The organism is Pantoea dispersa (assembly GCF_014155765.1).
Taxonomy (GTDB): Bacteria; Pseudomonadota; Gammaproteobacteria; order Enterobacterales; family Enterobacteriaceae; genus Pantoea; species Pantoea dispersa.
Window position 1 is genome coordinate 744829 of sequence record NZ_SCKT01000001.1, and the last position, 25970, is coordinate 770798.

Annotated in this window: 27 protein-coding genes, 2 tRNA genes and 1 pseudogene; 14 read left to right on the forward strand and 16 right to left on the reverse strand. The window is 53.2% G+C overall.

Going from position 1 to position 25970, the window contains the following annotated elements:
* Positions 1-220: 220 nt before the first annotated feature.
* The 4 genes from H7K56_RS03630 to H7K56_RS03645 all read right to left on the reverse strand — a co-directional run bounded on the left by H7K56_RS03630 (position 221) and on the right by H7K56_RS03645 (position 4858).
* Positions 221-1369 (reverse strand): hypothetical protein, encoded by a 1149-nt coding sequence (locus H7K56_RS03630; protein ID WP_150360662.1) that lies wholly within the window; start codon positions 1367-1369, stop codon positions 221-223.
* 90 nt (positions 1370-1459) lie between these two features.
* Entirely contained in the window at positions 1460-3502 is a 2043-nt protein-coding gene (locus H7K56_RS03635) for a hypothetical protein (protein ID WP_150360661.1), read from the reverse strand.
* A gap of 227 nt (positions 3503-3729) precedes the next feature.
* Complete coding sequence (locus H7K56_RS03640; protein ID WP_150360660.1) at positions 3730-4557, reverse strand: hypothetical protein; 828 nt, start codon at positions 4555-4557, stop codon at positions 3730-3732.
* Positions 4558-4651: 94 nt separating this feature from the next.
* On the reverse strand, positions 4652-4858 hold the full coding sequence (locus H7K56_RS03645; RefSeq protein WP_150360659.1) for a hypothetical protein: 207 nt from the start codon (positions 4856-4858) through the stop codon (positions 4652-4654).
* Between the two features lie 485 nt (positions 4859-5343).
* Here H7K56_RS03645 and H7K56_RS03650 point away from each other — a divergent pair, with 485 nt between their 5' ends.
* The gene (locus tag H7K56_RS03650; RefSeq protein ID WP_150360658.1) at positions 5344-5664 is read left to right on the forward strand and encodes a hypothetical protein; all 321 of its coding nucleotides are present in this window, start codon (positions 5344-5346) and stop codon (positions 5662-5664) included.
* A gap of 8 nt (positions 5665-5672) precedes the next feature.
* Here the strand turns inward: H7K56_RS03650 and H7K56_RS03655 are convergent, their stop codons facing one another.
* Positions 5673-5885 (reverse strand): hypothetical protein, encoded by a 213-nt coding sequence (locus H7K56_RS03655; protein WP_150360657.1) that lies wholly within the window; start codon positions 5883-5885, stop codon positions 5673-5675.
* Positions 5886-6128: 243 nt separating this feature from the next.
* Positions 6129-6692 carry a recombinase family protein gene (locus tag H7K56_RS03660; protein ID WP_150360656.1) on the reverse strand — a complete coding sequence of 188 codons (564 nt, stop codon included), beginning with the start codon at positions 6690-6692 and terminating at the stop codon, positions 6129-6131.
* Between the two features lie 108 nt (positions 6693-6800).
* Here H7K56_RS03660 and H7K56_RS03665 point away from each other — a divergent pair.
* Positions 6801-7945, forward strand: a pseudogene (locus H7K56_RS03665) (IS3 family transposase); the annotation flags it as partial.
* On the opposite strand, the gene H7K56_RS03670 reads toward H7K56_RS03665, so the two are convergent.
* Entirely contained in the window at positions 7945-8397 is a 453-nt protein-coding gene (locus H7K56_RS03670) for a hypothetical protein (protein WP_150360655.1), read from the reverse strand. The pseudogene H7K56_RS03665 and the gene H7K56_RS03670 sit on opposite strands and share 1 nt — an antisense overlap.
* A gap of 315 nt (positions 8398-8712) precedes the next feature.
* Here H7K56_RS03670 and H7K56_RS03675 point away from each other — a divergent pair, with 315 nt between their 5' ends.
* Positions 8713-9105 (forward strand): hypothetical protein, encoded by a 393-nt coding sequence (locus H7K56_RS03675; RefSeq protein ID WP_150360654.1) that lies wholly within the window; start codon positions 8713-8715, stop codon positions 9103-9105.
* 82 nt (positions 9106-9187) lie between these two features.
* Here the strand turns inward: H7K56_RS03675 and H7K56_RS23285 are convergent, their stop codons facing one another.
* Together H7K56_RS23285 and H7K56_RS03680 are read right to left on the reverse strand one after the other, a co-directional pair.
* The gene (locus H7K56_RS23285) at positions 9188-9556 is read right to left on the reverse strand and encodes a hypothetical protein (RefSeq protein WP_259395338.1); all 369 of its coding nucleotides are present in this window, start codon (positions 9554-9556) and stop codon (positions 9188-9190) included.
* Positions 9557-9643: 87 nt separating this feature from the next.
* On the reverse strand, positions 9644-10888 hold the full coding sequence (locus H7K56_RS03680) for a recombinase family protein (protein WP_249042716.1): 1245 nt from the start codon (positions 10886-10888) through the stop codon (positions 9644-9646).
* A 43-nt stretch (positions 10889-10931) separates the two neighbouring features.
* Here H7K56_RS03680 and wrbA point away from each other — a divergent pair, with 43 nt between their 5' ends.
* Genes wrbA through H7K56_RS03695 form a run of 3 tightly spaced genes read left to right on the forward strand, consistent with a single transcriptional unit; the run spans position 10932 to position 13229 of the window.
* Positions 10932-11552 carry an NAD(P)H:quinone oxidoreductase gene (gene wrbA / locus H7K56_RS03685; RefSeq protein ID WP_150360653.1) on the forward strand — a complete coding sequence of 207 codons (621 nt, stop codon included), beginning with the start codon at positions 10932-10934 and terminating at the stop codon, positions 11550-11552.
* 20 nt (positions 11553-11572) lie between these two features.
* Positions 11573-11803 carry a YccJ family protein gene (locus tag H7K56_RS03690; RefSeq protein ID WP_021508292.1) on the forward strand — a complete coding sequence of 77 codons (231 nt, stop codon included), beginning with the start codon at positions 11573-11575 and terminating at the stop codon, positions 11801-11803.
* A gap of 52 nt (positions 11804-11855) precedes the next feature.
* Positions 11856-13229, forward strand: a complete 1374-nt coding sequence (locus tag H7K56_RS03695; protein ID WP_150360652.1) for an NAD-dependent succinate-semialdehyde dehydrogenase — start codon at positions 11856-11858, stop codon at positions 13227-13229.
* A 119-nt stretch (positions 13230-13348) separates the two neighbouring features.
* Here H7K56_RS03695 and agp read toward each other — a convergent pair whose 3' ends face one another.
* The 3 genes from agp to H7K56_RS03710 all read right to left on the reverse strand — a co-directional run bounded on the left by agp (position 13349) and on the right by H7K56_RS03710 (position 15442).
* Positions 13349-14971, reverse strand: a complete 1623-nt coding sequence (gene agp, locus H7K56_RS03700) for a bifunctional glucose-1-phosphatase/inositol phosphatase (RefSeq protein ID WP_182688959.1) — start codon at positions 14969-14971, stop codon at positions 13349-13351.
* Between the two features lie 256 nt (positions 14972-15227).
* Positions 15228-15315: transfer RNA gene (locus tag H7K56_RS03705), tRNA-Ser, on the reverse strand.
* A 39-nt stretch (positions 15316-15354) separates the two neighbouring features.
* Positions 15355-15442, reverse strand: a tRNA-Ser gene (locus H7K56_RS03710).
* A gap of 223 nt (positions 15443-15665) precedes the next feature.
* On the opposite strand from H7K56_RS03710, the gene yccA reads away from it, so the two are divergent.
* Positions 15666-16322 carry an FtsH protease modulator YccA gene (yccA, locus tag H7K56_RS03715; RefSeq protein ID WP_021508295.1) on the forward strand — a complete coding sequence of 219 codons (657 nt, stop codon included), beginning with the start codon at positions 15666-15668 and terminating at the stop codon, positions 16320-16322.
* Between the two features lie 100 nt (positions 16323-16422).
* Entirely contained in the window at positions 16423-16749 is a 327-nt protein-coding gene (tusE, locus tag H7K56_RS03720) for a sulfurtransferase TusE (protein WP_150360651.1), read from the forward strand.
* Here tusE and yccX read toward each other — a convergent pair whose 3' ends face one another.
* The gene (gene yccX / locus H7K56_RS03725) at positions 16750-17028 is read right to left on the reverse strand and encodes an acylphosphatase (RefSeq protein ID WP_150360650.1); all 279 of its coding nucleotides are present in this window, start codon (positions 17026-17028) and stop codon (positions 16750-16752) included.
* Between the two features lie 82 nt (positions 17029-17110).
* Here yccX and rlmI point away from each other — a divergent pair, with 82 nt between their 5' ends.
* Positions 17111-18301 (forward strand): 23S rRNA (cytosine(1962)-C(5))-methyltransferase RlmI, encoded by a 1191-nt coding sequence (gene rlmI / locus H7K56_RS03730; RefSeq protein ID WP_150360649.1) that lies wholly within the window; start codon positions 17111-17113, stop codon positions 18299-18301.
* A 59-nt stretch (positions 18302-18360) separates the two neighbouring features.
* The gene (gene hspQ, locus H7K56_RS03735) at positions 18361-18678 is read left to right on the forward strand and encodes a heat shock protein HspQ (RefSeq protein WP_058780792.1); all 318 of its coding nucleotides are present in this window, start codon (positions 18361-18363) and stop codon (positions 18676-18678) included.
* Positions 18679-18709: 31 nt separating this feature from the next.
* Here the strand turns inward: hspQ and H7K56_RS03740 are convergent, their stop codons facing one another.
* Positions 18710-19123 (reverse strand): CoA-binding protein, encoded by a 414-nt coding sequence (locus H7K56_RS03740; protein WP_058769578.1) that lies wholly within the window; start codon positions 19121-19123, stop codon positions 18710-18712.
* Between the two features lie 173 nt (positions 19124-19296).
* Between H7K56_RS03740 and H7K56_RS03745 the strand changes: the two genes are divergently transcribed.
* Positions 19297-19923 (forward strand): YccT family protein, encoded by a 627-nt coding sequence (locus tag H7K56_RS03745; protein WP_058780793.1) that lies wholly within the window; start codon positions 19297-19299, stop codon positions 19921-19923.
* 68 nt (positions 19924-19991) lie between these two features.
* Entirely contained in the window at positions 19992-20453 is a 462-nt protein-coding gene (locus H7K56_RS03750; RefSeq protein WP_021508301.1) for a methylglyoxal synthase, read from the forward strand.
* Positions 20454-20457: 4 nt separating this feature from the next.
* On the opposite strand, the gene helD is transcribed toward H7K56_RS03750, so the two are convergent.
* A complete protein-coding gene (gene helD / locus H7K56_RS03755; protein WP_150360648.1) occupies positions 20458-22512 on the reverse strand; it encodes a DNA helicase IV in 2055 nt (684 codons plus the stop codon).
* Positions 22513-22635: 123 nt separating this feature from the next.
* Here helD and H7K56_RS03760 point away from each other — a divergent pair, with 123 nt between their 5' ends.
* Together H7K56_RS03760 and yccS are read left to right on the forward strand one after the other, a co-directional pair.
* Complete coding sequence (locus H7K56_RS03760) at positions 22636-23079, forward strand: YccF domain-containing protein (RefSeq protein WP_150360647.1); 444 nt, start codon at positions 22636-22638, stop codon at positions 23077-23079.
* A gap of 8 nt (positions 23080-23087) precedes the next feature.
* Positions 23088-25226, forward strand: a complete 2139-nt coding sequence (yccS, locus tag H7K56_RS03765) for a YccS family putative transporter (protein WP_150360646.1) — start codon at positions 23088-23090, stop codon at positions 25224-25226.
* Here yccS and H7K56_RS03770 read toward each other — a convergent pair.
* Complete coding sequence (locus H7K56_RS03770) at positions 25223-25852, reverse strand: TfoX/Sxy family DNA transformation protein (protein ID WP_021508305.1); 630 nt, start codon at positions 25850-25852, stop codon at positions 25223-25225. The two genes, yccS and H7K56_RS03770, sit on opposite strands and share 4 nt — an antisense overlap.
* Positions 25853-25970 lie beyond the last annotated feature (118 nt).

Below are 25970 nucleotides of genomic sequence, written 5' to 3' on the forward strand. Positions count from 1 at the left end.
GGCAGAAGTCGCAGCGCGATCTCCGTGACTGTTCAATGGCTGACCAGCATAGCGCGCAGCCTCTTCTATACTTCTTTCTGTTCCTTACACCACAGGATGAAAACACGATGGCAAAAATTCTGGTCATCTTACTTAGCTAAACAAGAACAAAGAAACTCATTGATTTTAATATAAAAAACTCACAATAAGATTAGTGTCTCTTTTATGAGCCAGTGTGTTTTTAAAGGTTAGCTTGTCGCTTATTTTTGGAATAGATCATCATCTTAACTTTGAGGTAGGTAATTTCTAACGATTCTAAATTATTGAAATTGTACCTATTTTTGCTATATTTATTGAAATTATTGATATACATCTCGAACAAAGGATCATACCTTTCACTTGATACCATGCTGAAAAACTTTCCAAGCTCGTAGCTCAAAGAGCGATCTGGTAATCGTGTTGGAAGAAGATCATCGCAATCGAGATCGACTATTTCCATCCGCTGTAGATTACTTCTTATAGCCTGTAGCATTGGTAAGAGAGCATTTTTGAACAATTTTTCCTCGTCCAAAAGATGACTTTCGGTAATTTTCGCTGAAAATAATTTTTTCAAGCTCCATAGGAGACCGTGGTAGTAATCACTGTCAAACCTCTTTTCAGACTCCTCAGTCAAAATTTCTATTTCGTCATGAATGTCAGAGCTATCAGGTATCATCTGATCGGCAAGTAATGAGCAATAATCATTAAGGATATTTGTGATTTTGTCGCTGAGTTGCAAAAGATACTGGTAACGTTCACTTGCATACGCAAGGATTTCCTCTATGTAAATACCAAAGTGGATATCATCTTGGTCAGGTGCTGAACTGTAAATACTGACTGCGAAATCTTCGCCTTTCAACGAGTGTTCAAAAGGCCAACTGGCGAACATACGTAACTGGTTTCCGCCTCTTAGATCAGTTGGATGAGCACCAAACACTGCTCGAATTTGTTTGAAATATTTGTCGTCATCAAAATTTTGAAAATCGCTGACTTTGTTTTTGAAAATGCTCTGAACATCTTTAAAAGGCCATAATTTTGCCTTACTATCATCGAAAATCACTCGATGTAGTAATTGGATGCTTTCGTTGAGTATGTCTATTGATGATATCAAAGAATAGATTTGCATAGCTTTAACATCGATTTCATCGGACATTTCAGGGTAGTTATTTATGTATCTAACAGAGACAGAAATCCAATCCATAGCACTGCATATTGCATTCCAGAGATTTTTACCCTCTTTTGCTCGGAAATACTTACACACGAAATGATCACTGCTGTTAACGTGATCTCTGAAACTAACTATGAGTGCTGGATCTAAGTCGTTTGCATAATCGTCGAGTAAGGTGTTCATTCCTGTCTGCCTTGTGAATTTTGATAAGACTTGGTTGAGTATTAGGGCGTAAAAAAGCTCTCGTCGCTATGAAGCTATGAGAGCAAAAAATCATTTTCTTTTCAGAAGCGAAGGGTTCCAGCCAACGTTGTTCCCCGTTGATTGCCATGAACCAGCGAGGCCAGTTGCAGACATCATCTGGAGTTCATGTTGTTGGTTGTAGGTATCCAGCGCTACACGTTGCATCGTTCCGTCTGGCATGGTCACGTTAAGCTGTCCATTGGAAACAACCTCGATTCGCAGAGGGGCAAACTGGATGGGTCTGTGTGCTAACAATGCTGCCTGATTCTGGAGCATGTTTGGCGACAGCATTGGGACACCGTTGTTAGGTACAGGTGCAGACTTTATACGATCATACATGCTATCGATCCATGACCAGCCCTTGTCTACCCATGAATCTTTGATAGCGTTACCGTCATGAGTGGTCTCAGTGCCATCTTTACCGCCCCAGCCCCATTTGTCATGGGCGAACTTCTGGAACTCTGGGATGAATTTATCAAACAGCAGATCACCGAGTTCTTTACCCATCACAACAGCGGCTGCGATACCGAACGTGCGTCCTGCTGCTGACATGATCTCACCTGTCCCGATACCCGTCATCTTACCGAATTTCGAGATACCAGCCAGAGCGAGCTTACCAGCGACCACAGCGATCAGAACGTCAAACCACTCGTTAAACACACCCGATAGCTTGGTCAGGTTCTGCTGCGTGGATTTGTCCAGACTCGAATAGAAGTTGCTCCAGCGCTCTGAAGCGAGTGATGAATAACCAGCCAGATTCATTGCGGCTGTATTGGCGTTCTCTCCAATGTCTGACAGACGATCAGCGAAGTACCCTACCGCTTTAGATACGGGTGTCAGAGTGATTCCAAGATTGTCTGCCGACTCGGTAAGCGTTTTGAACAGACGAATAATAGGGCGCTCCATCGAGTCGAAAAAGTCACGCTTAGCAAACATCATCGAACCAGCTAACCTGCCCTGTGCAGCAATAATGTTTTCCTGCGCCATAGTCTTCTGTTGCTCAGTGGGCTTCATCACTTTGAGGCTGTCTGAGACGAATGCACTACCGGGAACAGTTTTATAGTATTCCTTGAGTTGGCTGCTGTTCGTGAATCCGTGCAGTTTCTGGAGACCTTTGATCAGTGCAGGACTGGCGTTGACCACCTGTAAGAAGTCCTGTCCCATAAGATGTGCGCTGGTGGCGATCTGCTGGAAAGCATAGTTAAGGCGTCCAACAGCATCTGGACTCATGCCTGTTGTATGCGCGAACACAGACTCATTTTCGAACAGTTCAGCAATCTTATCGTTGGAAAAGTTGTCAGGCATCGTCATGCGCATCTGTGCCATCTGTTCTCTGGTCAGTAGTGGATCAAGGCCATAACCGCGACTGATGGTGTCAGCTTTCTGTGTCATGCGTGTATTTTCGGCTTCATCACCATAGGCTACAACGCCCATCGTGTGGGCCTGCTGGAACTTGCCGCCGATAGTGATTGTTTCCTGTAGTGATGACAGTGCTCTGTTGAGTGCAAAGAAGCCACCAATTAAGCCTGTAGTGCCTTCTGCAAGACGTGATAACCCTACCCCAGCGTTAGATGCTTCGAGAGCCTGTAGACGGGCTGTTGCACGCTGCTGTGATGCTAAACGTTGCCCCTGTGCAAACTCATAGTTGAGGGATCGAATACTGTTTCTGAATCCACGCATGTCTTGCGATGCAGTGTGCTCCATGCGGAGACGTTCGAGACGAGAACGGTATTCTGCTGCGCGATTTGAATCACGAAGTTGCATCTGACCGTAAAAGCCCGATGTTAGCTGGCGCTGGTGGGCATCTTCAATTACCTGACGAAGGTTAGCTCTTGAACTTGGCTGACCAGGACGAGGGAGCGGCGGTAAAGGCGGATTCAAAGAACCGCGCACACGGTATGCATCACGGATTGCTCGACCGACTTCACGAGCAGCGTTCTGCCCTTCCCTCTGATAGCGGGTAAAAAGGCCACTGTCCGCGCCTCTGATACGGAAAGAATCAGTCAGAGCTTTGTTGATGTTACGTCCAGCAAGGGCAGCACGCTTTTCAAGTGCTTTGAACGTTGGCTCCATCAACTTTGCGCGGTTTTTGGAAAAGACTCGGTCAAGATCCTTTTCGATTCTTTTGGCTACGGGCAGGATCTGCTTTTCGAGGCGTCTTAGCCCCTTCAGAACTGTCTACTGTAAGGACATTTCGATAACGAAACTGTCCACTGTGATTTGATTCGACATTATGTGGGCCTTATAAAAAAAGCCCACGTGCGATACGTGAGCTTTACAAAGTGGTCTTGATTGTGAGGTTACTTTTTCGCACGTTTTACGGCTTCAGAGATGAGATCTTCAAACGTTGGAATAGTGGCCAAAGCATCCCGAGCTTTTTGTTTAGCTTGAGTGAGAGCGACGGCAGCATTTTTACATTTCTGAATAAGGCGCTGTAGCTTCCGGTCGTATTCGACCTTCGAAAACTGTTTCGCCTCGTCTGAATCAGCATATGCCATAACGTTGACCACACCATGAGGTAAAAAGACAAGCGTTGATGACAAGCCACCATTGGATCGACGCTCTGCCAGACGATAACCTTCGATGTTGTAGAGGCCATCTTTCAGCATTGTATTAAAATGATACTCCCCTGCGGCGAACATGGTTTTGATCTCAGTGTGTCTCAGTTCGTAGGCCCATTTAGATTGAATCTGTGCACGGTAACGCAGTTCATCAGCTTCGAAATCTGATACTGCATCACAAGCTGCGATATGGTCTGCCGTCAGCTTTTTGATGATTGGCGTAAAGTATTCCTCAACTCTTAAACGCTGCTCAGAAGGGAAAAGCTGATCAAAGCTTTGCTGGTGGTCTTCAGCGTCCCGCTGCTGTGCCTCGCGTTGCATAGCGTTAAACAATTCTGCTTCAGCCTGTAACTTGTCGGCAATGGTGTCGTCAGTGTCTGCCTGTGTCACAGGTACAAGCTTCATCCTGCCTGTGCCTGCATCCCATTCTGAACGGAAAGAAACAACATCAACTGGTGTAGGTTCTTGTTCTGCTTGTGCAATAGAAGCAAGAGCTTTTACATGAGCTTCTTTTTGGAGCAGTTCCGGTGACTTCTGGTCATCTGCTGTTTGTAGTGTATCGGTCATTATCGAAATCTCATTGAATATGGTGCGTTGCAGGGATTCTTACGTAGGGTGTGGCTCGCAGGCGGTCGATCATTGCGTCAAGTTGGCTGCGTGTTTATTCGTAAGTCTGATGGGCCAGAGAGTCAGCTTCTTCTGGAGTAAAACGCATGAGCAGGAAGCAATCAGCGAAGGCTGAGATGAGTTCTTCAGGGCGCATGTAGATTCCACTAAAAACTTGTGCGGCTGAACCGTTCTCAAGGTCGATAATGAAACCTTTTGACAGGTCTTCAGGGTCACGCCACTGGATAAGGTTATTGTTCATGATGTTGCCTCCAGGCTGTGTCGAGTCTATAGGCGGCGATAACGGTAAAAGTGAGTACAAGTGCAGGGATCATTGCGGGGATACCTTATAGGGTTAGATAAAAAATTATTGTTAACCTGATGATCGGGTTAGCGACTTAGAGAACCATTATTCGCAAAGCTGCTTATCGCCGCATCCCCGCAAAGGTACGGGAAAACAGTTTTGCACCTATCGCTACGAGGCCGCTGGAGAAACGGGAGCTGACAGGATTTAGTTGAGATGACTGCTGAAAGGCATCTTTGCGAATCTGGCTGGGGATATTTTGAGATAGGCGGTTAAGACACCGCGCTATAGATGAAGCATCAGGAAGGACTACCCTTAAATATTAACATTATTGTAACATATTGTCAATATTTTAATAACACAAACACCCATAAAAATGGCTAATGTATCGTGGCAACATGCCGATATCAAAAACTGTGGAAACCTACAAAAAGGAAACAGCAGTGAGAAAAATCATAGTTATTTTGGCATCAGCAATTTTGTTCACAGGTGCTGCACATGCTTTTGGCGAAGGTCCAGCAGAATTGCAAGAAAAGGCTGCGCGTGTAATGGCGCAGGAGATAGGCATGACACGTGACCAGATAAATGAATTGAAGAGTGTTATTGCGGAAAACGCACCTATTGGTGATCTGAACAAATGTTCAGACTACGGTTACCTAATGGGACAAAAGATGGGTGAGCAAATGCCATCAATGTCTGACAAAGTGACAGATGCAATACAAGATTTTGCTACTTGGGGCTGTGTTGTTAAAAACAGAGGCTGATTAGCTCTTTAGTAAAGTGATATTGGCAGGCTGCTGATACCTACCTTGTTACCATCTGAGTTCTGGTAGAAATAACCTGGCTCGACTGGTTGTGTGCGGAAGTAGTCAGCAGTTGCTTTTACATCCCGGAATGCACGCTGTCTTAGGATCTCACGCTGACGATCTTCTTCTGATAGGCGACGGTTGTAATCAATTTCTGATTGGGAGATTTTGGTAGACATTGCAGGTAGGCCTTTTTTAATTTTTTTCTTCTGAAAAATTGGGGGATGAATTAACAGGGGGTGTGGGGAGGGTCTGAATAAAATATCTGTGGAGTCTAAATCGAGGCACTTAGAGGCTGAGAGCTTAGCGTTACCTTTCTATCGCAGAGGGACCCTGAAATATCTGCACAGATGCGCTGTGAGAGCTTCTGAGAAGGGTTCTGAACAGCGTGGGCCTCTACAGACCCGCTGTGGATTAACCTGTCACGATGTCGCCTGTTGCCTGAGGCGGTAAAAAGTTGCCTTGCTTATGTTCAGTTGAGACATGATGTCTTTTGGTGACATGCCAGCCTTAACCAACTGTTCAACCTGCTCTCCAGTGGCTTTAATTGGCCTGCCACAGTGAACACCTTCTGACTGAGCACGCTTAATGCCTGCTGTCCTACGCTCTGCAATCAGATCCTTTTCCAGTGATGCAAGTCCAGCCATCATGGTCAGCATGGCTTTCCCGACCGGGGTAGACAGGTCGAAGCCTTCACGAAGACTGATGACCTTAACGCCCTTAGCCTGTAGAAGTTCAACTGTGGACAGCACGTCGATTGTGTTACGTCCAAGACGGTCAATGGCGACAACGATAAGTGTATCCCCTTCACGAACATATTTCAGAAGGTCACTGAACCCATGACGCTCTGACGCCTTAACACCACCCGATACAGCGGAATCACTGAACCACTTTGTTACCTGGTAACCAGCTTCAGAAATTTGCTGTTGCTGGTTTGCGATGGTCTGTTCGTTTGTTGATACACGAGCGTATCCGATTACTGACATGTGATAGATCCTGTCTCAAAAGTTAGTCTCATAAATATACATGTATGAATCGCCACAGGTTTAACAGACACCTCAGAGTCATTTAAGATGACTTAAAGAGAGGTGCCCATGAGCGGTAAGCGTTATCCTGAAGAGTTTAAAATTGAAGCAGTCAAACAGGTTGTTGATCGTGGTCATTCTGTTTCCAGTGTTGCAACACGTCTTGATATCACCACTCACAGTCTTTACGCCTGGATAAAGAAGTACGGTCCGAATTCTTCCACTAATAATGAACACTCAGATGCTCAGGCCGAGATCCGCCGTCTTCAGAAAGAGTTGAAGCGGGTGACAGACGAACGGGACATATTAAAAAAAGCCGCGGCGTACTTCGCAAAGCTGTCCGACTGAAGTACGCCTTTATTCGCGACAACCGTCGTTGCTGGCCTGTTCGTCTGCTCTGTCGGGTTCTGGATGTCCATCCGAGTGGATTTTATTTCTGGCTTCAGCAGCCACATTCACAGCGTCACCAGACAGACCAGATGCTGACCGGGCAGATCAAACAGTTCTGGCTTGAGTCTGGCTGCGTCTATGGTTATCGCAAGATCCATCTCGATCTGCGTGATACCGGACAGCAGTGCGGAGTGAATCGGGTCTGGCGGCTGATGAAGCGTGCCGGAATAAAAGCTCATGTTGGGTACCGTAGCCCACGGGCACGTAAAGGCGAAGCCAGCATCGTGACACCCAACAGGCTCCAGCGGCAGTTCAATCCGGACTCACCGGATGAGCGTTGAGTGACGGACATAACCTACATCCGAACCCACGAAGGCTGGCTGTATCTGGCCGTGGTGGTTGACCTGTTCTCACGAAAAGTTATCGGCTGATCAATGCAACCCCGCATGACAAAAGAGATTGTCCTGAACGCATTACTTATGGCGGTGCGGAGGCGTAATCCTCAAAAGCAGGTACTGGTTCACTCTGATCAGGGCAGTCAGTACACGAGCCATGAGTGGCAGTCGTTCCTGAAATCACACGGTCTGAAAGGCAGCATGAGTCGTCGCGGTAACTGCCATGACAACGCGGTTGCGGAAAGCTTTTTCCAGTTGCTGAAACGCGAACGAATTAAGAAAAGGATCTACGGAACGAGAGACGAAGCCAGAAGCGATATTTTTGATTATATCGAAATGTTTTATAACAGTAAGCGTCGGCATGGTTCGAGCGAGCAGATGCCACCGGCTGAATATGAAAACCTATATTATCAACGGCTCAGAAGTGTCTATATTATCCGTGGCGATTCATACACCCTGTCAAAGGAGGTTTTACATACACGGCAATTCCAGTTCGGTTTCTCAATACTATGCCCTAAGCCAGCGTACTGATGCGTACGTGCAAGTAAATGAATCTTTTTACCATCGTTTTCCCAACATTTAGGGCAAAAGGCCGTATCATCGCCATCTTTCCAATACACACCGGATTTGAAGGTAAAGGTGTCTTTGTCTCTGAGCTTTTCTTCAAGCTCTTTGTTCTTCTGCTCCGCATCAAATACCAGTGCCTGAAGTGAGATTACTTCCATCTTCACGCTCGCCAATTCGACCATCAAGTTTGCTAACTCAAGTTTGAGCGTAGCTTTGTCAAGCTCTGGACTGTTATCAGAAAGTTTTTTAGTGATATTTACAGCTTTGTCTATGATGCCAACGGCGGTTGCTGCACTGGCTAATGTGATACCCATCTATAACCTCAATTGTAAAAGCGATCCCACTCATCAACCCAACTCGTCACAGCCTGATGCATTCCCTCTCGACCAAATTGCATATATGAGAAACCATTTTGCTGACGTAGGTATGCCTGGAACAACATGCTTTTCCCTGGATTCTGCTGACGTCTTTCGGGCCAGTTTAGATACAGAGAACGTACTTCTTGCTTAGTTTCAGCTACACGACGATTCATCCTTAACCTCATCTCATGATAAACGCTTGTTTATCTTATAATCTGTGATAAGAAAGGACAATACGTAATCAACATGAGTTACACAGGAGAGAAATAGATGTCAGATTTTTTGGTCAACCTTTTGATGAGTTTAATCACTGGTGGCTATATGGGCATAGTAGTCTCAAAGGGAGTAGCCTTTTCCAACTTGAAGAAAGAAGCGTTACGTATCATAAGAACCATCGATACACTTGGCCCAAAAGGTAATTACTTTCACAATACTGAAAGGGTAAATGAACTGTCTCTCCTGAGTTCCGAGCTGTTAGGATTAAAGCATCAGGAAGCAGGCTTCGGACTTTTAAAGATTTACAACGCAATACACAAAGAGATTTACTCACCTTCAGATGATTCTTCAATAAGGAGCAGACTTCTGGAAGAATCTCAAGTTACAGTGCGCAAACTTCGACCTTCCATAATAACCTTATTTAATCCTTTAGATTTTAGTCTGTGATAATCGCTCTTTGAGGCCAGAAAGCCTCGATTGATAATGTCAGGCTTTAAGTCTACGGCTGTTCAGAACAGCTTATAAGTTTCTAATCTTGTGTATTTGGATAGTCAGGTTCGACTTTAGGCCAGTCACTGTGATCGGTTTGGTTTCCGTTCTCGAACTCTTCCGCCGGGAGCACTTTAGGAAAGTCCTGCCCCATCACTGCAATGAAATCATGATCAGGTGTATCGTCAGTAGCTTGTTCGAAGGTCAGAGTAAAGTCTCGTTCACCTTCCAGAGAAAACCCTCGGATTACGTTCCCATTGTGAAGACGCACGTCTACCAGCTTAGCGCGACCATCTACAATAATTTCTCGTACCATCTTTTTGATGATTACATGCGCCTTTGTCCTGCCTTCTGAACTCTCCAAATCAAGTTTTGACAGGTCGAGGTCAGACACTGACTGAATACGCATCGTTTCGCGTCTGAGTTCAGCCTGGAGCGATTCTTTTTCCTTCTGCTTTTCAGCAAGTGCATCACGTATCTGTGTGATAGTGGGTAACTATAATAACGTCTCAGTGAGTGTCTGAAGTTCTCTATCAACAGTCTGAAGCCTACGCTGTATTTCGATTATCTTGCTCTGGTCAATGTTGCTGTCATAAAGCTGTGACAGTTTACTGAATAGACGGGTACAAAGTTCGGTATCCAGCTTTTTGCGTGACACTGAACCATAATCACATCGACCTTCATGCATCCCATTGCAGCGATAAGTTCCCTGATAAACAGGTTTACGGATGCCAGAAGGCGACATAGTCAGACCACATTTACAACGAAGCATTGTCCTGAAGATATTAACGTATAGCCAGTGGTCACCTGCTGCCAGTCTCCCCTTTCCTCCCTTTTCAAGAAGTGTCTGAACAGCATTAAAAGTCTGATCGTCGATGATGCGTGGATAGTAATCAGCTATCTCATCACGAAGGATTATCTTGCGATCTTCAGTGCTGATCTTTGCAGGAAGATACCCAAGCACGCTGCGTGAGGTTAGAAGGCATTTAACAGATACAGCAGACCAACCACCGCCACCAGGTTTGAACGTTTTTGATATACGAGCCTTGCGGTCATTGATGGTTTCGATACCGTTTTCATTAAGATGCTTACAGATAGCGAACATGCTATGACCAGCTAAGCGCAATTTGAAGATCAGCCTGACGATGTCAGCTTTAGGCTCGATAACGACGAACGATTGTCTGTCGGGGCTGAGTTCAATCCAGCCGGGGGTTTGTCTGCCCATCGGTAAGCCTGTCTCGATTGCCTTAGCAGTCTTCCCTTTCCAAACAGCTGTAGTGCGCTCTTGTTTCACTACTGACTCTTGGTGAGCACGTTCAGCAATCAGAATGTGTTTGATGAGTCTGATTGGATCAGAAAGGGATGATTTATCGTATCGTTCATTGTCACCTAAGGTCAGAATTTCAACACCCTTTCTAAGAATCTGCCGAATGTCATCAATCGCGCTGTCGATGTCTGCACGGGATGCACGATCAAAGTTTTCCATGACAATAAGACTGCCAGCAGGAATGTCACCAGAGAGCACGTTATCAAGCATTCGTTTGAATTCGCCCCCGTCAGCCTTGTGTTTCTGGTGAAAGCCAGACTTCCCTTTATCAACATAGCGGTGCGTTGCTTGCATGAAATACTCGTCGCTGTGCTTACGATAAAACGCATCGATCATATCGTTCTGACGACGCAGACTGTCACCCGAGTCTTGGGCTTTGGTACTCCACCTGACATAAGAGACAAGCAATTTCATGTGCTACGCTTTCCTTTAACAAAGTAACTGGCTGGAGGATAACATGACTGACGAGGTGCGTGGTAAGGCCAGAATTCTGGTGCTTTATTACTCCATGTATGGACATATCGAAACCATGGCTAACGCGGTGGCGGACGGTGCGAAGAGCGTGAGCGGTGCCGAAGTCACCATTCTGCGCGTGCCGGAAAGTATGGATGCCGAACGGTTTGCTCAGGTCGGCGGGAAGGTTAACCAGCCGGCGGCGGAAGCCAAACCGGACGATCTGCCGCAGTACGATGCCATCATCGTCGGCACCCCGACGCGCTTCGGCAACATGTCCGGTCAGATGCGTAATTTCTGGGACCGCACCGGCGGCCTGTGGGCCTCTGGCGCGCTGTACGGCAAGATTGCCAGCGTGTTTGCGTCTACCGGCACCGGCGGCGGTCAGGAGCAGACCATTACCTCGGTGTGGACCACCCTCGCACATCACGGCATGGTGATTGTGCCCATCGGCTACGGCACCAAAGAGTTGTTTGATATTTCGCAGGTGCGTGGCGGTACGCCATATGGCGCAACCACGCTGGCGGGCGGTGATGGATCGCGCCAGCCCTCGGCGGAAGAACTGGAAATTGCCCGTTATCAGGGCCAATACGTCGCCGGTCTGGCGGTAAAACTGAAAGGATAAATTCCCAACAGGAGAGAGTTATGGCAACAGAACAGTTTAAAGCTCACCACGTGGGCGAATGGGCGACCTTACGTCACACCTCACCGGAAATCGCTGAAGCAATTTTCGAAGTGGCGAATTATGACGAACGGCTTGCCGAAGAGATCTGGCGCCAGCAAGGCAGCGATGAGGTGTTATTCCGCGCGTTTGAGAAAACCGACCAGGACGTCCTGACGTGGGACGATAAGCCGGTCGAACGCAAAAACATCTGAAGCACAGGCGGGCATGTCCCGCCTTCTCATTTTTAGCCGTCAGGGAGCCTTTATGTCAGCCTATCAAAGCATTAATCCGGCCAATAATCAGCTGCTGAAAACCTGGCCATCACACGATGACAGCTACGCGCAGCAGGCGCTGCACACCGCCGATGCGCTCTACCATTCGCCGTGGAGCAAAGGCGATATTCAGCCGCGTCTGCAGGTGCTGCTGCGCCTGGCAGAGTTGATCGACCAGCGCAGCGAAGAGCTGGCCACCATTGCCAGCAAAGAGATGGGTAAACTGATTGGCCAGAGCCGCGGCGAAGTGAAAATCTGCGCCAGCATCGCGCGCTATTATGCCGAACACGCGGCAAGGCTGTTGCAGGCACAGCCCTATCCCAGCGATGTTGGTGATGCGTGGCTCGAATACCATCCGATTGGCGTGGTGGTGGCCGTCGAGCCGTGGAATTTCCCGTATTATCAACTGATGCGCGTGCTGGCACCGAACCTGGCACTGGGCAATCCGGTGCTGGCAAAACATGCCAACATTGTGCCGCACTGTGCCGACGTGTTTGAAAAGCTGGTGCTGGAAGCCGGCGCGCCGCAGGGCGCGTGGACCAATCTGTTTATCTCTAACCAGCAGGTGGCCGATCTGATTGCCGATCCGCGCGTGCAGGGTGTGGCGCTCACCGGTTCAGAGCGCGCCGGCAGCGCGGTGGCTGAGCAGGCCGGTAAGCACCTGAAAAAATCCACGCTCGAGCTGGGTGGTAACGATGTGTTTGTGGTACTGGACGATGCCGATATTGATGAAGCGGTGCGCCAGGGGGCGCAGGCGCGGCTCAGCAACTGCGGTCAGGTATGTACTGCGGCCAAGCGCTTTATTCTGCATGAAAAGATTGCTGAAAGCTTTATGGCTAAGTTTAGCGCGGCGCTGAAATCCGCGACGCCTGGCGATCCATTAGATGAAAAAACCACGCTGGGGCCGCTGTCGTCACAGGATGCACGTGACCGGCTGGTGAAACAGGTGGACGAGGCGGTGGCGCATGGCGCACGCGTGGAATGCGGCGGACGCGTAATCGACGGCGTCGGCTGCTACTACCAGCCAACCATCCTGACCGGCCTGACGCCGGATAACCCGGCTTACTATCAGGAGTTTTTCGGCCCGGTGGCGCAGGTGTATGTGGTGGCGGACGACCGTGCTGCCGTGGCGCTGGCTAACGATTCGCACTACGGTTTGGGCGGTTCCGTGTGGACGCGGGACATTGCGCGCGGGCGCAACATGGCTTCGCAGATTGAGACCGGCATGGTGTTTATCAATTCGCAGAGCGATACTGCGGCTGAGCTGCCGTTCGGCGGCGTGAAGCGTTCCGGCTATGGCCGTGAACTGTCCGATCTCGGGCTGAAGGAGTTTGCTAACCAGAAACTGGTCGTGGTAGCCGGTTAAGCGGCATGAAACCACCGTGGAACTGAACGGTGGTTTTATTCGATTTACTGCGGTGCGCGTCAATGCGCAGCCGGTAACAACACAGCAGGGTCGCCGTGCATGGCGACCCTGCTGGCGTTTTAGTTGCTGGCTGCTGCCGGCTGTTGCGCGGGTTTAGCGTCCGCCTCCGGCTTCGCCGGCGCTGCTTCAGCCTGCGCTTTCTGCGCCGCTGCAGCATCGGCTTTCGCCTTCTCATCTGCGGCCTTCTGAGCGCTGGCCTTCTCAGCTTTGGCTTTGTCGTCCGCCGTTTTTTGCGCCGCGGCCTTGTCCGCCTTCACTTTTTCCTCAGCGGCTTTGGCGTCAGCGGCTTTCTGCGCTGCAGCTTTATCAGCCGCGGCTTTGTCAGCCGCCGCTTTATCTGCGCTGGCCTGATCCGCTTTGGCCTGTGCGTCATCGCTGGCTGCCGGCGCGGCAGCAGGCTGTGCGGCCGGTGCCGGTGCGGCTGGCTGCAGCGGTGTACCCTGCAGCGCGTTGTTCAGCGCGCTGGTGAACTGATCCCAGCTGCAGTAGCCGTTGGCGTCAGTGTCACACCCCGCCAGCTGCAGCGTAACGCGCTTCGGTGGGTTCTTCAGGCTCAGCACATCGGCATTACGCAGCTGATCCGCCGTCTGATAGACATACTCCACTTTCAGCAGATCTTTATTGTTCTTCGCATCGTGCCAGCGTTCAAACACCACCTGGCCGCCAATCGGGGTTTTCTCGTCGTTACCCGGCAGCTCGTATGGCTTAACCTGCAGCGCGCTGAGCAATGACGCGATATTCGAATCGTGTCCGACCATCAGCGTGACTTTTGGCGCGGTGGCTTTGTCCTGATCGACCAGCTGGCTGCGGATGTAATCCACCAGCGGGGCGGCAACGTCACGCGCCACTTCAGGCGCGGTAAACAGCGCATCCTGATAGCCATTCTTGATCGCCGCCAGCTCTTTCCACTGTTCAGGCGTTTTGATTTGTCCCCAGGCAACCTGATCCGCCGGGAAACCTTCGTAATATTGCAGCGTGAAGGCGTCGACCAGCGAGTTACCCACTTTCAGCGGGCCATTGACGCCGGGCTCTTTGCCGTTTTCCGCGCTAAAGGTGTTGTCGCCGCTGCTTAGGTCGCACTGTTTCTTGCCGTTACAGGCCGGAGCTGATTTGTAATCCACGATTTTTTCCAGCCGCTGGAAGGCCGGCTTCAGCGCCAGCTTCTCATTAGCTGCGGTCATCGCCGCCAGCGCTTTCTTGTTAAACGCTTCGCTGCCATCGGTGATTACCGGATTGAAGATCGGGTCCATAGTGCCCATCGCATCCTGATGGGTGACAGCGATATCGCAGCCCGGGAAAGCACCAGTGACGAAATACTGCGCCGTCGCGACGGTACGCTGCAGGCTGTTGGCATAGACAAAGATGTTGCTGCTGTCCGGACAGGTGCCGTTCTGTACCAGCCCCTGCTGGGCCAGCCACTGACGGGTGTAGTTACCCATGTAGACTTCCAGCACGCCGCCTTTGGTGGTCAGCTCACCGCCGGGCACATCCCACTGCGGCCAGCTTTTTTTCGTCGCCTGCTCCAGCACGCTGCCGTTGTTGGCCAGCGGAGCACGCAGGTTGTGACGACTCAGCATCAGGACCTGCTGCAGTTGCATGTCGCCATCCGCGGCGTAAGCGCTCATACCCATCGGCAGCGCCGCGATCACTGACAGCGCGCAAAGACTCAGTTTCTTGATCATTGTGCATATTCCATAATTCATCAGGGAAACACTCTGGCATTCAAGCGATTAGCTCGCCAAAGAGCGAATTACCGCACAGTGTAACCCAGCTTGCCTGAGAAAATCGCCAGATGTTTGCAAAAACCGTGCATCGACTATAGCAGTAAACGCGCTGGCCGTCGGGTTACGGCAGCAGATTGAAAAGCTTCAGGATGTTTTTCAGAAGGATGGAAAGCAGAAAAGCGAAAAGCCCGCATCGCTGCGGGCTTCTCTTATATGGCGGAGGAACAGAGATTCGAACTCTGGGATGGTTTCCCATCGGCGGTTTTCAAGACCGCTGCCTTAAGCCACTCGGCCATCCCTCCTGAAATCTTTTTGTCACCTCACACTGCGAGAGTGTGAAGTGGCGGAGGAGGAGAGATTCGAACTCTCGGATGGTTTCCCATCGGCGGTTTTCAAGACCGCTGCCTTAAGCCGCTCGGCCACCCCTCCGCAATGAGGCGCACTATAAACATCCCCCCGAACGATGTAAAGCATCCGATGATTCGTTCGCCTGAAAAACAGTCAAAAATGATTTTTTTGCCGTCTTAATCGTCATTCTGCTCAGTGAAACAGCAATTTATCGCGTAAAGATGGGTAAAACGCCTTTTCTGTCCTCTGACCGTTGCGTATTCTCAGGCCATGTTTGGTGTTCTCTCTCTAATAGGAGCGCATGATGGACAGAATAATTAGCTCATCACAGCAGCAGTCGCTACTCAGCACCCATAAAGTGCTGCGTAATACTTATTTCTTACTTGGCCTGACGCTGGCGTTTTCCGCCGTCACCGCCACGCTCAGCACCGTTTACGCCCTGCCCTCGCCGGGACTGATTCTGATGCTGGTGGGCTTTTACGGGCTGATGTTCCTGACCTATCGCCTGGCGAACAGCCCCGCGGGTATTCTGGCCGCGTTTGCCTTCACTGGCTTCCTCGGTTACTGCCTCGGTCCGATTCTCAGCTCGTTCCTTACCGCCGGTATGGGTGATGTTATCGCCATGGCGCTGGGCGGCACCGCGCTGGTGTTCTTCTGCTGTTCCGCCTATGTCCTGACCACGCGTCGCGACATGTCTTTCCTTGGCGGCATGATGATGGCCGGCTTTGTGGTGCTGCTGGTGGCCGTGGTTGCCAATATCTTCCTGCAGCTGCCTGCGCTGCACCTGGCGATCAGCGCACTGTTTATTCTGTTCTCTGCCGGTGCCATTTTGTGGGAAACCAGCAACATCATTCAGGGCGGTGAAACCAACTACATTCGCGCCACCGTCAGCCTGTATGTCTCGCTGTACAACATCTTTGTCAGCCTGCTGAGCCTGCTGGGCTTCGCCAACCGCGACTAAGACGTAACGCACGCACCGTTAAACCCCGCTCCGGCGGGGTTTTTGCTTTTTATCCGCCGCCGCCTTTACAATGGGCGCGCTGACGATATGAGGAAATAATGTGATTTTTGCCGGTAAAGAGATTGCCACTGACGCAGAAGGCTATCTGAAAAATAGCGCCGACTGGAATGAAGCGCTGGCGCAGGCCATCGCCCAGCAGGAAGCGATTGAGATGAGTGAAGCGCACTGGGAAGTGGTGCACTTTGTGCGTGATTTTTATCAGCAGTTTAATACCTCGCCGGCGGTGCGCATGCTGGTCAAAGCCATGGCGCAAAAATATGGCGAAGAGAAAGGCAACAGCCGCTATCTGTTTCGCCTGTTCCCGGAAGGTCCGGCCAAACAGGCCACAAAAATTGCTGGCCTGCCAAAACCGGCGAAGTGTCTGTGATCATCCGGTAGTAAACCGCGTCGGCCGCTCCGCCAGCTGATGCGGCTCCACCAGCACCTTATCGACCCGGGCACTGGGCGGTCCGCCCGCCTTTAACCAGGCAATCAGAGACTCTACCTGCTGTGCCTCTCCTGCGGCCAGTACCTCCACGCTGCCATCGGCCAGATTATGCGCATAGCCGGTGACGCCTAGCACGTTCGCCTGCGCCTGGGTGTAATAACGGAAGCCCACGCCCTGCACCCTGCCGTGAACCCAGATTTTATAACCTGTCGTCGCCATGGTGATCTCCCCTTTGTGCGTTGCATTTTGCCGCCATCCACCGGAAAATGGCGCCTCATTTTTTCAGGTAAGCATAGCAAACATGACCGTTCGATTGATTCTCGCTAAGGGACGTGAAAAATCCCTGCTCCGCCGCCATCCGTGGGTGTTCTCCGGGGCCGTTGCCCGTATGGAAGGTAAAGCCCAGTCGGGTGAAACCATTGATATCTGTGACAGCAACGGCAAATGGCTGGCCCGCGCCGCCTACTCTCCCCAGTCACAAATTCGCGCGCGCGTCTGGAGCTGGCAGCAGGATGAGTCAATCGACATCGCCTTCTTTGTGCGCACGCTACAAAAAGCCCAGCAGTGGCGCGACTGGCTGGCACAGCGCGACGGGCTGGACAGCTATCGCCTGATTGCCGGCGAGTCCGATGGACTGCCGGGCGTCACGATTGATCGCTTCGGTAACTTCCTGGTGCTGCAACTGCTGTCGGCCGGGGCGGAGTATCAGCGTCCGGCTCTCGTCTCGGCGCTGCAGCAGTGCTATCCCGACTGCGCCATCTACGACCGCTCTGACGTGGCAGTGCGCAAGAAAGAGGGACTGGAGCTGGCGCAGGGTCCGGTAAGCGGTGAACTGCCGCCTGCGCTGCTGCCGATAACCGAGCATGGCATGCAGCTGCTGGTGGATATTCAGGGCGGTCACAAGACCGGTTATTACCTCGATCAGCGCGACAGCCGTTTTGCCACCCGTCGTTACGCAGAAAATGCCCGGGTGCTTAACTGCTTCTCCTACACCGGCGGTTTTGCGGTCTCTGCTCTGCTCGGCGGCTGCCGGGAAGTGATCAGCGTGGATACCTCGCAGGACGCCCTTGACGTAGCAAAACAGAACGTGGCGCTTAACGGGCTGGATGTCTCACGCGCGCAGTTCCTGCGTGACGATGTGTTCAAACTGCTGCGTCGCTACCGCGACAGCGGCGAGAAGTTCGACATGATCGTCATGGATCCGCCGAAATTCGTTGAGAATAAAAACCAGCTGATGGGCGCCTGCCGCGGCTATAAAGACATCAACATGCTGGCAATGCAGCTGCTGAATCCGGGCGGCATTCTGCTGACTTTCTCCTGTTCCGGGCTGATGGCCACCGAGCTGTTCCAGAAAATTATCTCCGATGCCGCTGTTGATGCCGGTCGTGATGTACAATTTATAGAGCAGTTCCGTCAGGCAGCCGACCATCCGGTGATCGCCAGCTATCCTGAAGGGCTTTATCTGAAAGGCTTTGCCTGTCGCGTGCTGTGACTTGAAAACGCTGTCCCTGCCCCCATATCGGTGGCAGGGCAAAGTTTTGGGAGGTCACAATGATTGCCAGTAAATTTGGAATTGGACAGCAGGTCCGGCACCGTCTCTCCGGGGTGCTCGGCGTGATTGTGGATGTCGACCCGGAGTATTCGCTGGACGATCCGCAGCTGGATGAGGTTGGCGCGACGGAATCGCTGCGTGCGGCCCCCTGGTATCACGTGGTGATGGAAGATGAGGAAGGCGAACAGGTGCATACCTATATCGCTGAGATTCAGCTGGCCGGCGAAACCTCGCTCGAACATCCGGAACAGCCATCCATGGATGAGCTGGCCGCCTCGATCCGCCAGCAGCTGCAGGCACCCAGCCTGCGGCATTAAGGGTACGGCGACGCCGCGTCGCCGTTTGTCTTTAACGCGTCACGCCCAGCCGCGGAATTTCTATCTTCGGGCAGCGATCCATCACCACCGTCAGCCCGGCATCACGCGCCAGCACCGCCGCCTGCTCATTAATCACGCCCAGCTGCAGCCACAGGGTTTTGGCTCCGATAGCAATCGCTTCCTGCGCCACGCCCCATGCCGCTTCGGAATTGCGGAACACATCCACCATGTCGATCTTGCCCGGGATCTCCGCCAGCGTGCCATACACGGTCTGGCCCAGCAGCTGCTGTCCCGCCAGCTTCGGGCTCACCGGCACCACGTCATAACCCTGATCGAGCAGGTATTTCATTACGCCATAGCTGGCACGCTCAGTGCGATCGCTGGCACCGACCAGCGCGATGCGTTGGGTTTGCGTCAGGACATCGCGAATCGTTTGATCGTTCATGTTTTTCTCCTTGTTCACTCGCCTGAGTGTAGATGCCATTGCGCGCTAAAGTGCAAGCGCAGCGCACGAAAAGTTTGCGCGGCGACACGAATAAATATGTTAAAATGTAAATTAACTGCCATAATGTAATAATTTGCTACACATCGCCCTTTTTCCCTGTTCCGGGAGTTGAAATGAAGCTGTCTCTGGCTGTTACGGGTTTGCTGTTGTTGCTCGTATCGGCAACCTGCCATGCCATCACCCTGAAGCTCGATCCGCAGATCGACCTGCTGGTGCTGGATGGGCGCAAAATCTCAGGTTCGCTGCTGAAAGGCGCGGACAGCCTTGAGCTGGAGCGCGGTCAGCATCAGTTTTTGTTTCGCGTGGATAAACCCTGCGCCGATGCCACCCACTTCCGCTCAGAACTAATGATCGTCACCTTCACCGCCGACGCCCATTCCGTAGCGATTCGCCTGCCAGCGCTGAATAACCGCCGCGAACGCAGCCTGTTTGATAAATCGTTAAATTTTCAGCTGATTGATGAGCGTGGTAATGAAATAGCCAGTATTCGCGATCGGTTGCCGGGTGAGAGCAGCGGCAATGTTGAACAGGCGATGATCAATTACAACCGTACGGCGCAGGCGGCCAGCGTGCCGCGCTTTGCGCTGCAGGCGGCCAGCGTACCGGACGCCAGTCTCAGTCTGGATATTGTATGGCAGGACGCCAGTAATTTGCCCGCGCTGCAACGCTGGCTGCAGCGTGTTGATGCCGCCACGCGGCAGCGTTTTATCAGTTGGGTGAAAACCCTACGCGCAAGTTGATAGCAGCTGAACGCCAGGGGTAAACTCGTGCCTTCACTACGTTTGCACGCGCCGAAACAGGAAGCCCCATGGAGCAGACCGTTCGTACCCTGAAAGTTCAGAAACACATCGCCCTCGTTGCCCACGACCACTGCAAAGCCTCGCTGCTGGACTGGGTAAAAATCAATCAAAATGCGCTGCAACCTCACGTGCTATACGCCACCGGCACCACCGGCAACCTGATCAATCGTCACACCGGACTGGATGTAAATGCCATGCTCAGCGGGCCGATGGGCGGCGATCAGCAGGTCGGCGCGCTGATTGCTGAAGGTAAAATTGATGTGCTGTTCTTCTTCTGGGATCCGCTCAATGCAGTACCGCACGATCCGGACGTCAAAGCGCTGCTGCGCCTCGCCACCGTATGGAATATCCCGGTGGCGACCAACCGCGCCACCGCTGATTTCATTATCCATTCGCCGATGTTTGCCAGCGAAGTGACCATCCAGATCCCCGATTATCAGCGCTACCTGACAGAACGTTTGAAAGCCTGATGGCTCAGGCCTTCCGGCTCTGCGCAACGCCCAGTTCGCGCAGGTGTTCGACAAACACGGAAGGCCGCTCTTTATCAAACATCAGCCACACCTGCTGACGCGCGCGCGTGATGGCCACGTAGGCCAGGCGCCGCTCTTCTGCATGCGGAAAATCCTCCGGCTGTGGTAGCAATCCCTCTTCCATGATCGACTCGCGCGCCTGCGCCGGGAAGCCGTCACGCCCTTCGTGCAGCCCCAGCACGATGACAAAATCCGCCTGCTGACCTTTACTGGCGTGGATGGTCATGAAGTCGATACGCAGTTTCGGCCAGCGGGTTTTGGCTTTATCCAGCATGGCCGGACGCAGATGATGGTAACGCGCCAGCAGCAGTACGCGCTCGTCCGGCTTCGCGTAACCGCTCAGCTTGTCGAGCAGCGCTTCCAGTTGCTCCTGCGGCAGCAGCGTAATGGATTTCTTGTTCCCTTTGCTCAGGCTGTTGAGCGGCTTGCGCAGCTGATGCGGATTCTGCTGCACAAAGCGGTTGGCAATGTCACCGATGCGATCGTTGAAGCGGTAGGTGGTATCCAGCACGCAGCGGTCGCCTTCGCCAAAATAGTGATGAAACGCGGTGGTCAGGCTCATCTCCGCGCCGCTAAAGCGATAGATCGCCTGCCAGTCATCGCCGACCGCAAATAAACTGGTGCGCTTATTTTGCTGACGCAGCGCGCTGAGCAGCGCCGCCCGCTGCGGGGAAATATCCTGGAATTCATCCACCAGAATGTGCTTCCACGGGCTGATAAAGCGGCCCTTCTCCAGCACAGCGATTGCCTGGTGGATCAGCCCGGAGAAATCCACCGCGCCCTCGGCTTTCAGTGCGCTTTTCCATGCTTTCAGCAGCGGTGCCATCAGCCTGACGCGCTTCGTGAAATTGTCGCGCAGCGGTTCCGGCACATCGGCAATCATCGCCGCCTGCGCGCCGCCGTGCATGCGCATCAGGCCGAGCCAGCGCTCCAGCCGCACGGCAAGACGCTGCGCCAGTTTGTCATCCTGCCAGAACGGACCTTCCGGCACGTCCCACGCCAGCTCTTCCTGCAACCACTGTCGCCAGCCGCTGGCCTGCGCCTTTTTGCTGTTGCACTGCTCGCGCCAGTTTTCGATCAGCAACTGACGTCGCGCGCTGCTGTCACTTTCCAGCCGGCTAATGACCGGCTGCTTATTGCTGCCTTCACGAATGATGTGCAGCGCCAGCGCGTGGAACGTACGCGCCTGAATCGCGCTCTCACCCAGCCGCGTCTGGATCCGATCGTTCATCTCTTCCGCCGCCTGGCGACCAAAAGCCAGCAGCAGGATTTGCTCCGGCTGCGCCAGTTTGCGCTGTAACAGCCAGCCGGCGCGCGCCACCAGCACCGAGGTTTTACCGCTGCCCGCGCCGGCCAGCACCAGCAGCGCGTCTTCACCGTTGACCACCGCCTCACACTGCGATGGATTGAGCGGCGTGGTTTCAACGGTGGAGAAGAAGGCGTGATTATCGCTGATCACCCGCGCGCTCCATTCACGGTTGCGCTGCCGAATCGCGCTCTCGCCCTGCTCGAGCCACTGCTGGCAAAAGCGCCACAGCGTGCGGCAGTTATCAAACTCCTCCAGCCGTGCCAGCGGCAGCGGTAAGGCGGAAAACTGGCGCGTGATGGTCTCTTTTACCGCAGCCAGCTCGCTGCGCTTCAGCCAGCGATCCTGGCTTGTAAATGCGACGATCTCCTGCTGCAGCGCGCTCAGCACCTGCGCGCTGATTTCGCTCATTTCGAGGCTCCACTGCTGCCACGCCTGCTGCAGGTAATGATAAAAACGCTGGGTTTCCTGCCACTCGGTGCCGTGCAACCGCACCACTTTCTCTTCCGGTAACAAAAACTCCAGCTCGCCCCACACCAGGCCGCGTTTGCAGGTAATACCGATCAGCTGATTAAACGGGATCAGGTACTCATGGCGATCGCCGCTGACTTCCACACCGGCAGCCAGCAGTCGCACCCGGTTATAGGGATGCTGTGCCAGCCGTTTGCCCATGGATGTTGCTTTTAGTTCCATCTCCGCACCGTCATGTGGAATTCAATTATCGCGCAGTTTACCTGTCAGACCCTTAGCGCTCCAGCCTTAAAACACGCTAAACTGGGCGACACATATTGCGGATTGCAAAAGGAAAATCGCGTTATGCGCACCGTGCTTAATATTCTGAATTTTGTTCTTGGCGGCTTTATCACCACTCTCGGCTGGCTGCTGGCCACGCTGATCAGCATCGTGCTGATCTTTACCCTGCCGCTGACCCGCTCCTGCTGGGAGATCACCAAACTGTCCCTGCTGCCGTTTGGCAACGAAGCGGTTCACGTTGACGTGCTGCGCCCGGAGAGCAAAAGCCACGTGCTGAACGCCGGCGGCACCTTCCTCAACCTGTTCTGGCTGATTTTCTTTGGCTGGTGGCTGTGCCTGATGCACATCTCGACCGGCATCCTGCAGTGTCTGAGCATCATCGGTATTCCGACCGGCATTGCCCACTTTAAAATCGCCGCTATCGCGCTGTGGCCGGTAGGTCGTCGCGTGGTGTCAGTGGAAGAAGCGCAGGCGGCGCGTGAAGCCAGCGCGCGGCGCCGCTACTGAGGCTGAAGATGATGCCTGACGCTATGCCCGGCTGGCGCCGTTATCTGTTCAACAGCAGCCTGCGCTACCTGCTGCGCATCTTCTTCGCGCTGGCCGGCTGTGCCGCCGTTCCCTGGTGGCTGCAGCAGATTGAGTGGACCATCCCGCTGACGCTCGGCGTCGTGGCGGCGGCGCTGGCCGATCTTGACGATCGCTGGACCGGCCGCGTGCGCAACCTGCTCATCACGCTGGTGTGCTTCTGCATTGCCTCGGTCTCGGTCGAGCTGCTGTTTCCGCACCCGTGGCTGTTTGCTATCGGTCTGGCGCTCTCCAGCTGGGGATTTATTCTGCTGGGCGCGCTGGGGCAGCGCTACGCCACCATTGCGTTTGGTGCCCTGCTGATCGCGGTGTACACCATGCTGGGCATTGGCCTGTTTCCGCAGTGGTGGATGCAGCCGGCGCTGCTGCTGATTGGCGCGCTGTGGTACAACCTGCTGACCTTTATCGGCCACCTGATGTTTCCGGTGCGCCCGGTGCAGGAGCAGCTGGCCGCCAGCTTTTCCCAGCTGGCGCGCTATCTGGAAGCCAAGGCCAATCTGTTTGATCCCGACGGCGGTGAGCAGGATGACGCGGCGCTGATCGCCACCGCGATGGTCAATAGCCAGCTGGTGGCGCAGCTCAATCTGACGAAAACCACCATTCAGAGCCGTTTACGCGGCGATCGCGGCTCGCGCAGCACGCGGCGCAGCCTGCATTACTATTTTGTGGCGCAGGATATTCACGAGCGCGCCAGCTCGTCGCATCTGCAATATCACCTGTTGCGCGATGACTGGCGTTACAACGAAGTGCTGTTTCGCTTTCAGCGGCTGCTGAACATGCAGGCGCAGGCCTGTCGCCAGCTGGCAGAGAATATCGTGCTGCGCCAGCCGTGGCACCACGATAGCCACTTTGCGCGCAGCTTTGAACGGCTGGAGACCGCCCTGCAGCGCCTGCAACATAACGATCCGCAGGCGACGCACATTCGTCCGCTGTTCTGGTTGCTGCGCAACTTACGCGCCATTGATGCGCAGCTGGCGTCGATCGAATCAGAGCAGCGGCTGGCAGAACCGCTGACGCAGAGCGATCACCATCTGTCGCGCGAAGGCTTGAGTGGCTGGGCGGATATCCGCCTGCGCCTCAGTCGCCATCTGAGTCCGACCTCGGCGTTGTTCCGCCACGCGGTGCGCATGTCGCTGGTGCTGTGCGTGGGGTACGCCTTCATTCAGCTTACCGGCCTGCATCGCGGCTACTGGATCCTGCTGACCAGCCTGTTTGTCTGCCAGCCCAACTATAACGCCACACGGCGGCGGCTGGCGCTGCGTATTGGCGGAACCCTGGCCGGTATTGCGATTGGCCTGCCGGTGCTGTGGCTGGTGCCCTCTATCGAGGGCCAGTTGGTTTTGATTGTGCTGAGCGGCGTGCTGTTTTTTGCCTTCCGCCAGATTCAGTACGCGCAGGCGACGCTGTTCATCACCCTGCTGGTGCTGCTGTGCTTCAATCTGCTGGGTGAAGGCTTTGATGTCGCCCTGCCGCGCGTGGTGGATACCTTGCTCGGCTGTGGCCTCGCCTGGCTGGCGGTGGCGTTTGTCTGGCCTGACTGGCGTTTCCGTCAGCTGACGACGGTTGCCGATCGCACACTGAATGCCAACTGTCGTTATCTTGATGCCATCCTGGAACAGTATCATCAGGGTAAAGATAACCGTCTCGCCTACCGTGTGGCGCGCCGTGACGCGCACAACGCCGATGCGGAACTGGCGTCCGTGGTGTCCAATATCAGCGGCGAACTGAAGCAACAGCCGCCGCTGCGCGAGAATGCGTTCCGTCTGATGTGCCTCAACCACTCGTTTCTCAGCTACATCTCGGCGCTGGGCGCGCACCGGGAGCGGCTGACGCAGGGCGAACTGCTGACGCTTTTAGATGACGCGGTATGCTTCGTCGAGGATGTGCTGCAGATCGATCGCGTCAGCGAAGCGCAGGCGGAAACGATGCAGCAGACACTGATGCAACGCCTGAGCGCGCTGAAAACCAGTGAGGAGGCGCAGGCACCGCTGGTGTTGCAGCAGCTGGGGCTACTGATTGCGCTGCTGCCGGAAATTGCCCGCCTGCGCCGCACCCTCGCTGCCGCTTAAGGCAACAGGCGCTCTGCCGCGGCGTGCTGGCGGAGCGTTTCCTGATACCAGGCGCTCAACTCTTCACGTACCGCCGCCGGCAAAGCGGCCTGGTGATGGCCGGAAATGGCGCCTTCCAGTGCCAGCAGCGTTTTCAGGCCGATATCTTTATTCACCGCCCGCAACTTCAGCCAGCTCTGACGCGAGCCCATTTCATACAGCAAGCGAACAGAATTGATCCCGACTTTGTGCAGCATCAGCTCCATGCGCAGGCTGAGATTGGGCAGATCTTTCAGCCTGAGCAAGACAAGTCTGTTCGCCGCCTCGGCGCGCGCCGCAGACAGCGAACTGGCCGATAAGCGCAGCAGCTGATCGGCGTCCTGCCAGAGCTGATTATCCACTTTGTAGTAGCTGAGCGTCACCGGCATGCCGCGCTTGCGATATATCAACGGTTCCAGCGGGCGCTGTGCGGCATAGTGCTGTAGCGCCTCACTGGCGCGCAGATAGAGCGCATCCTCATTGATGTAAGCAAACACCACCTTTTCGACCGCCAGCGCGTAACCACCAAACTGGGTGCGCGATTCAATTTTTCCCAATGCCGCTAACTGGGCTTTGGACTGCTCAACCACCGGATTATTTTTCTTCATAACGTCCCCTTTTCCTCATTCCTTGCGCGGGAAATTTCCTATAAAAAGCTCAGAGATTCATCTGGTTAGAAGATAGAAAAAACGATTTAGCTGTTCAATGAATAAAAGCGGCAACGCG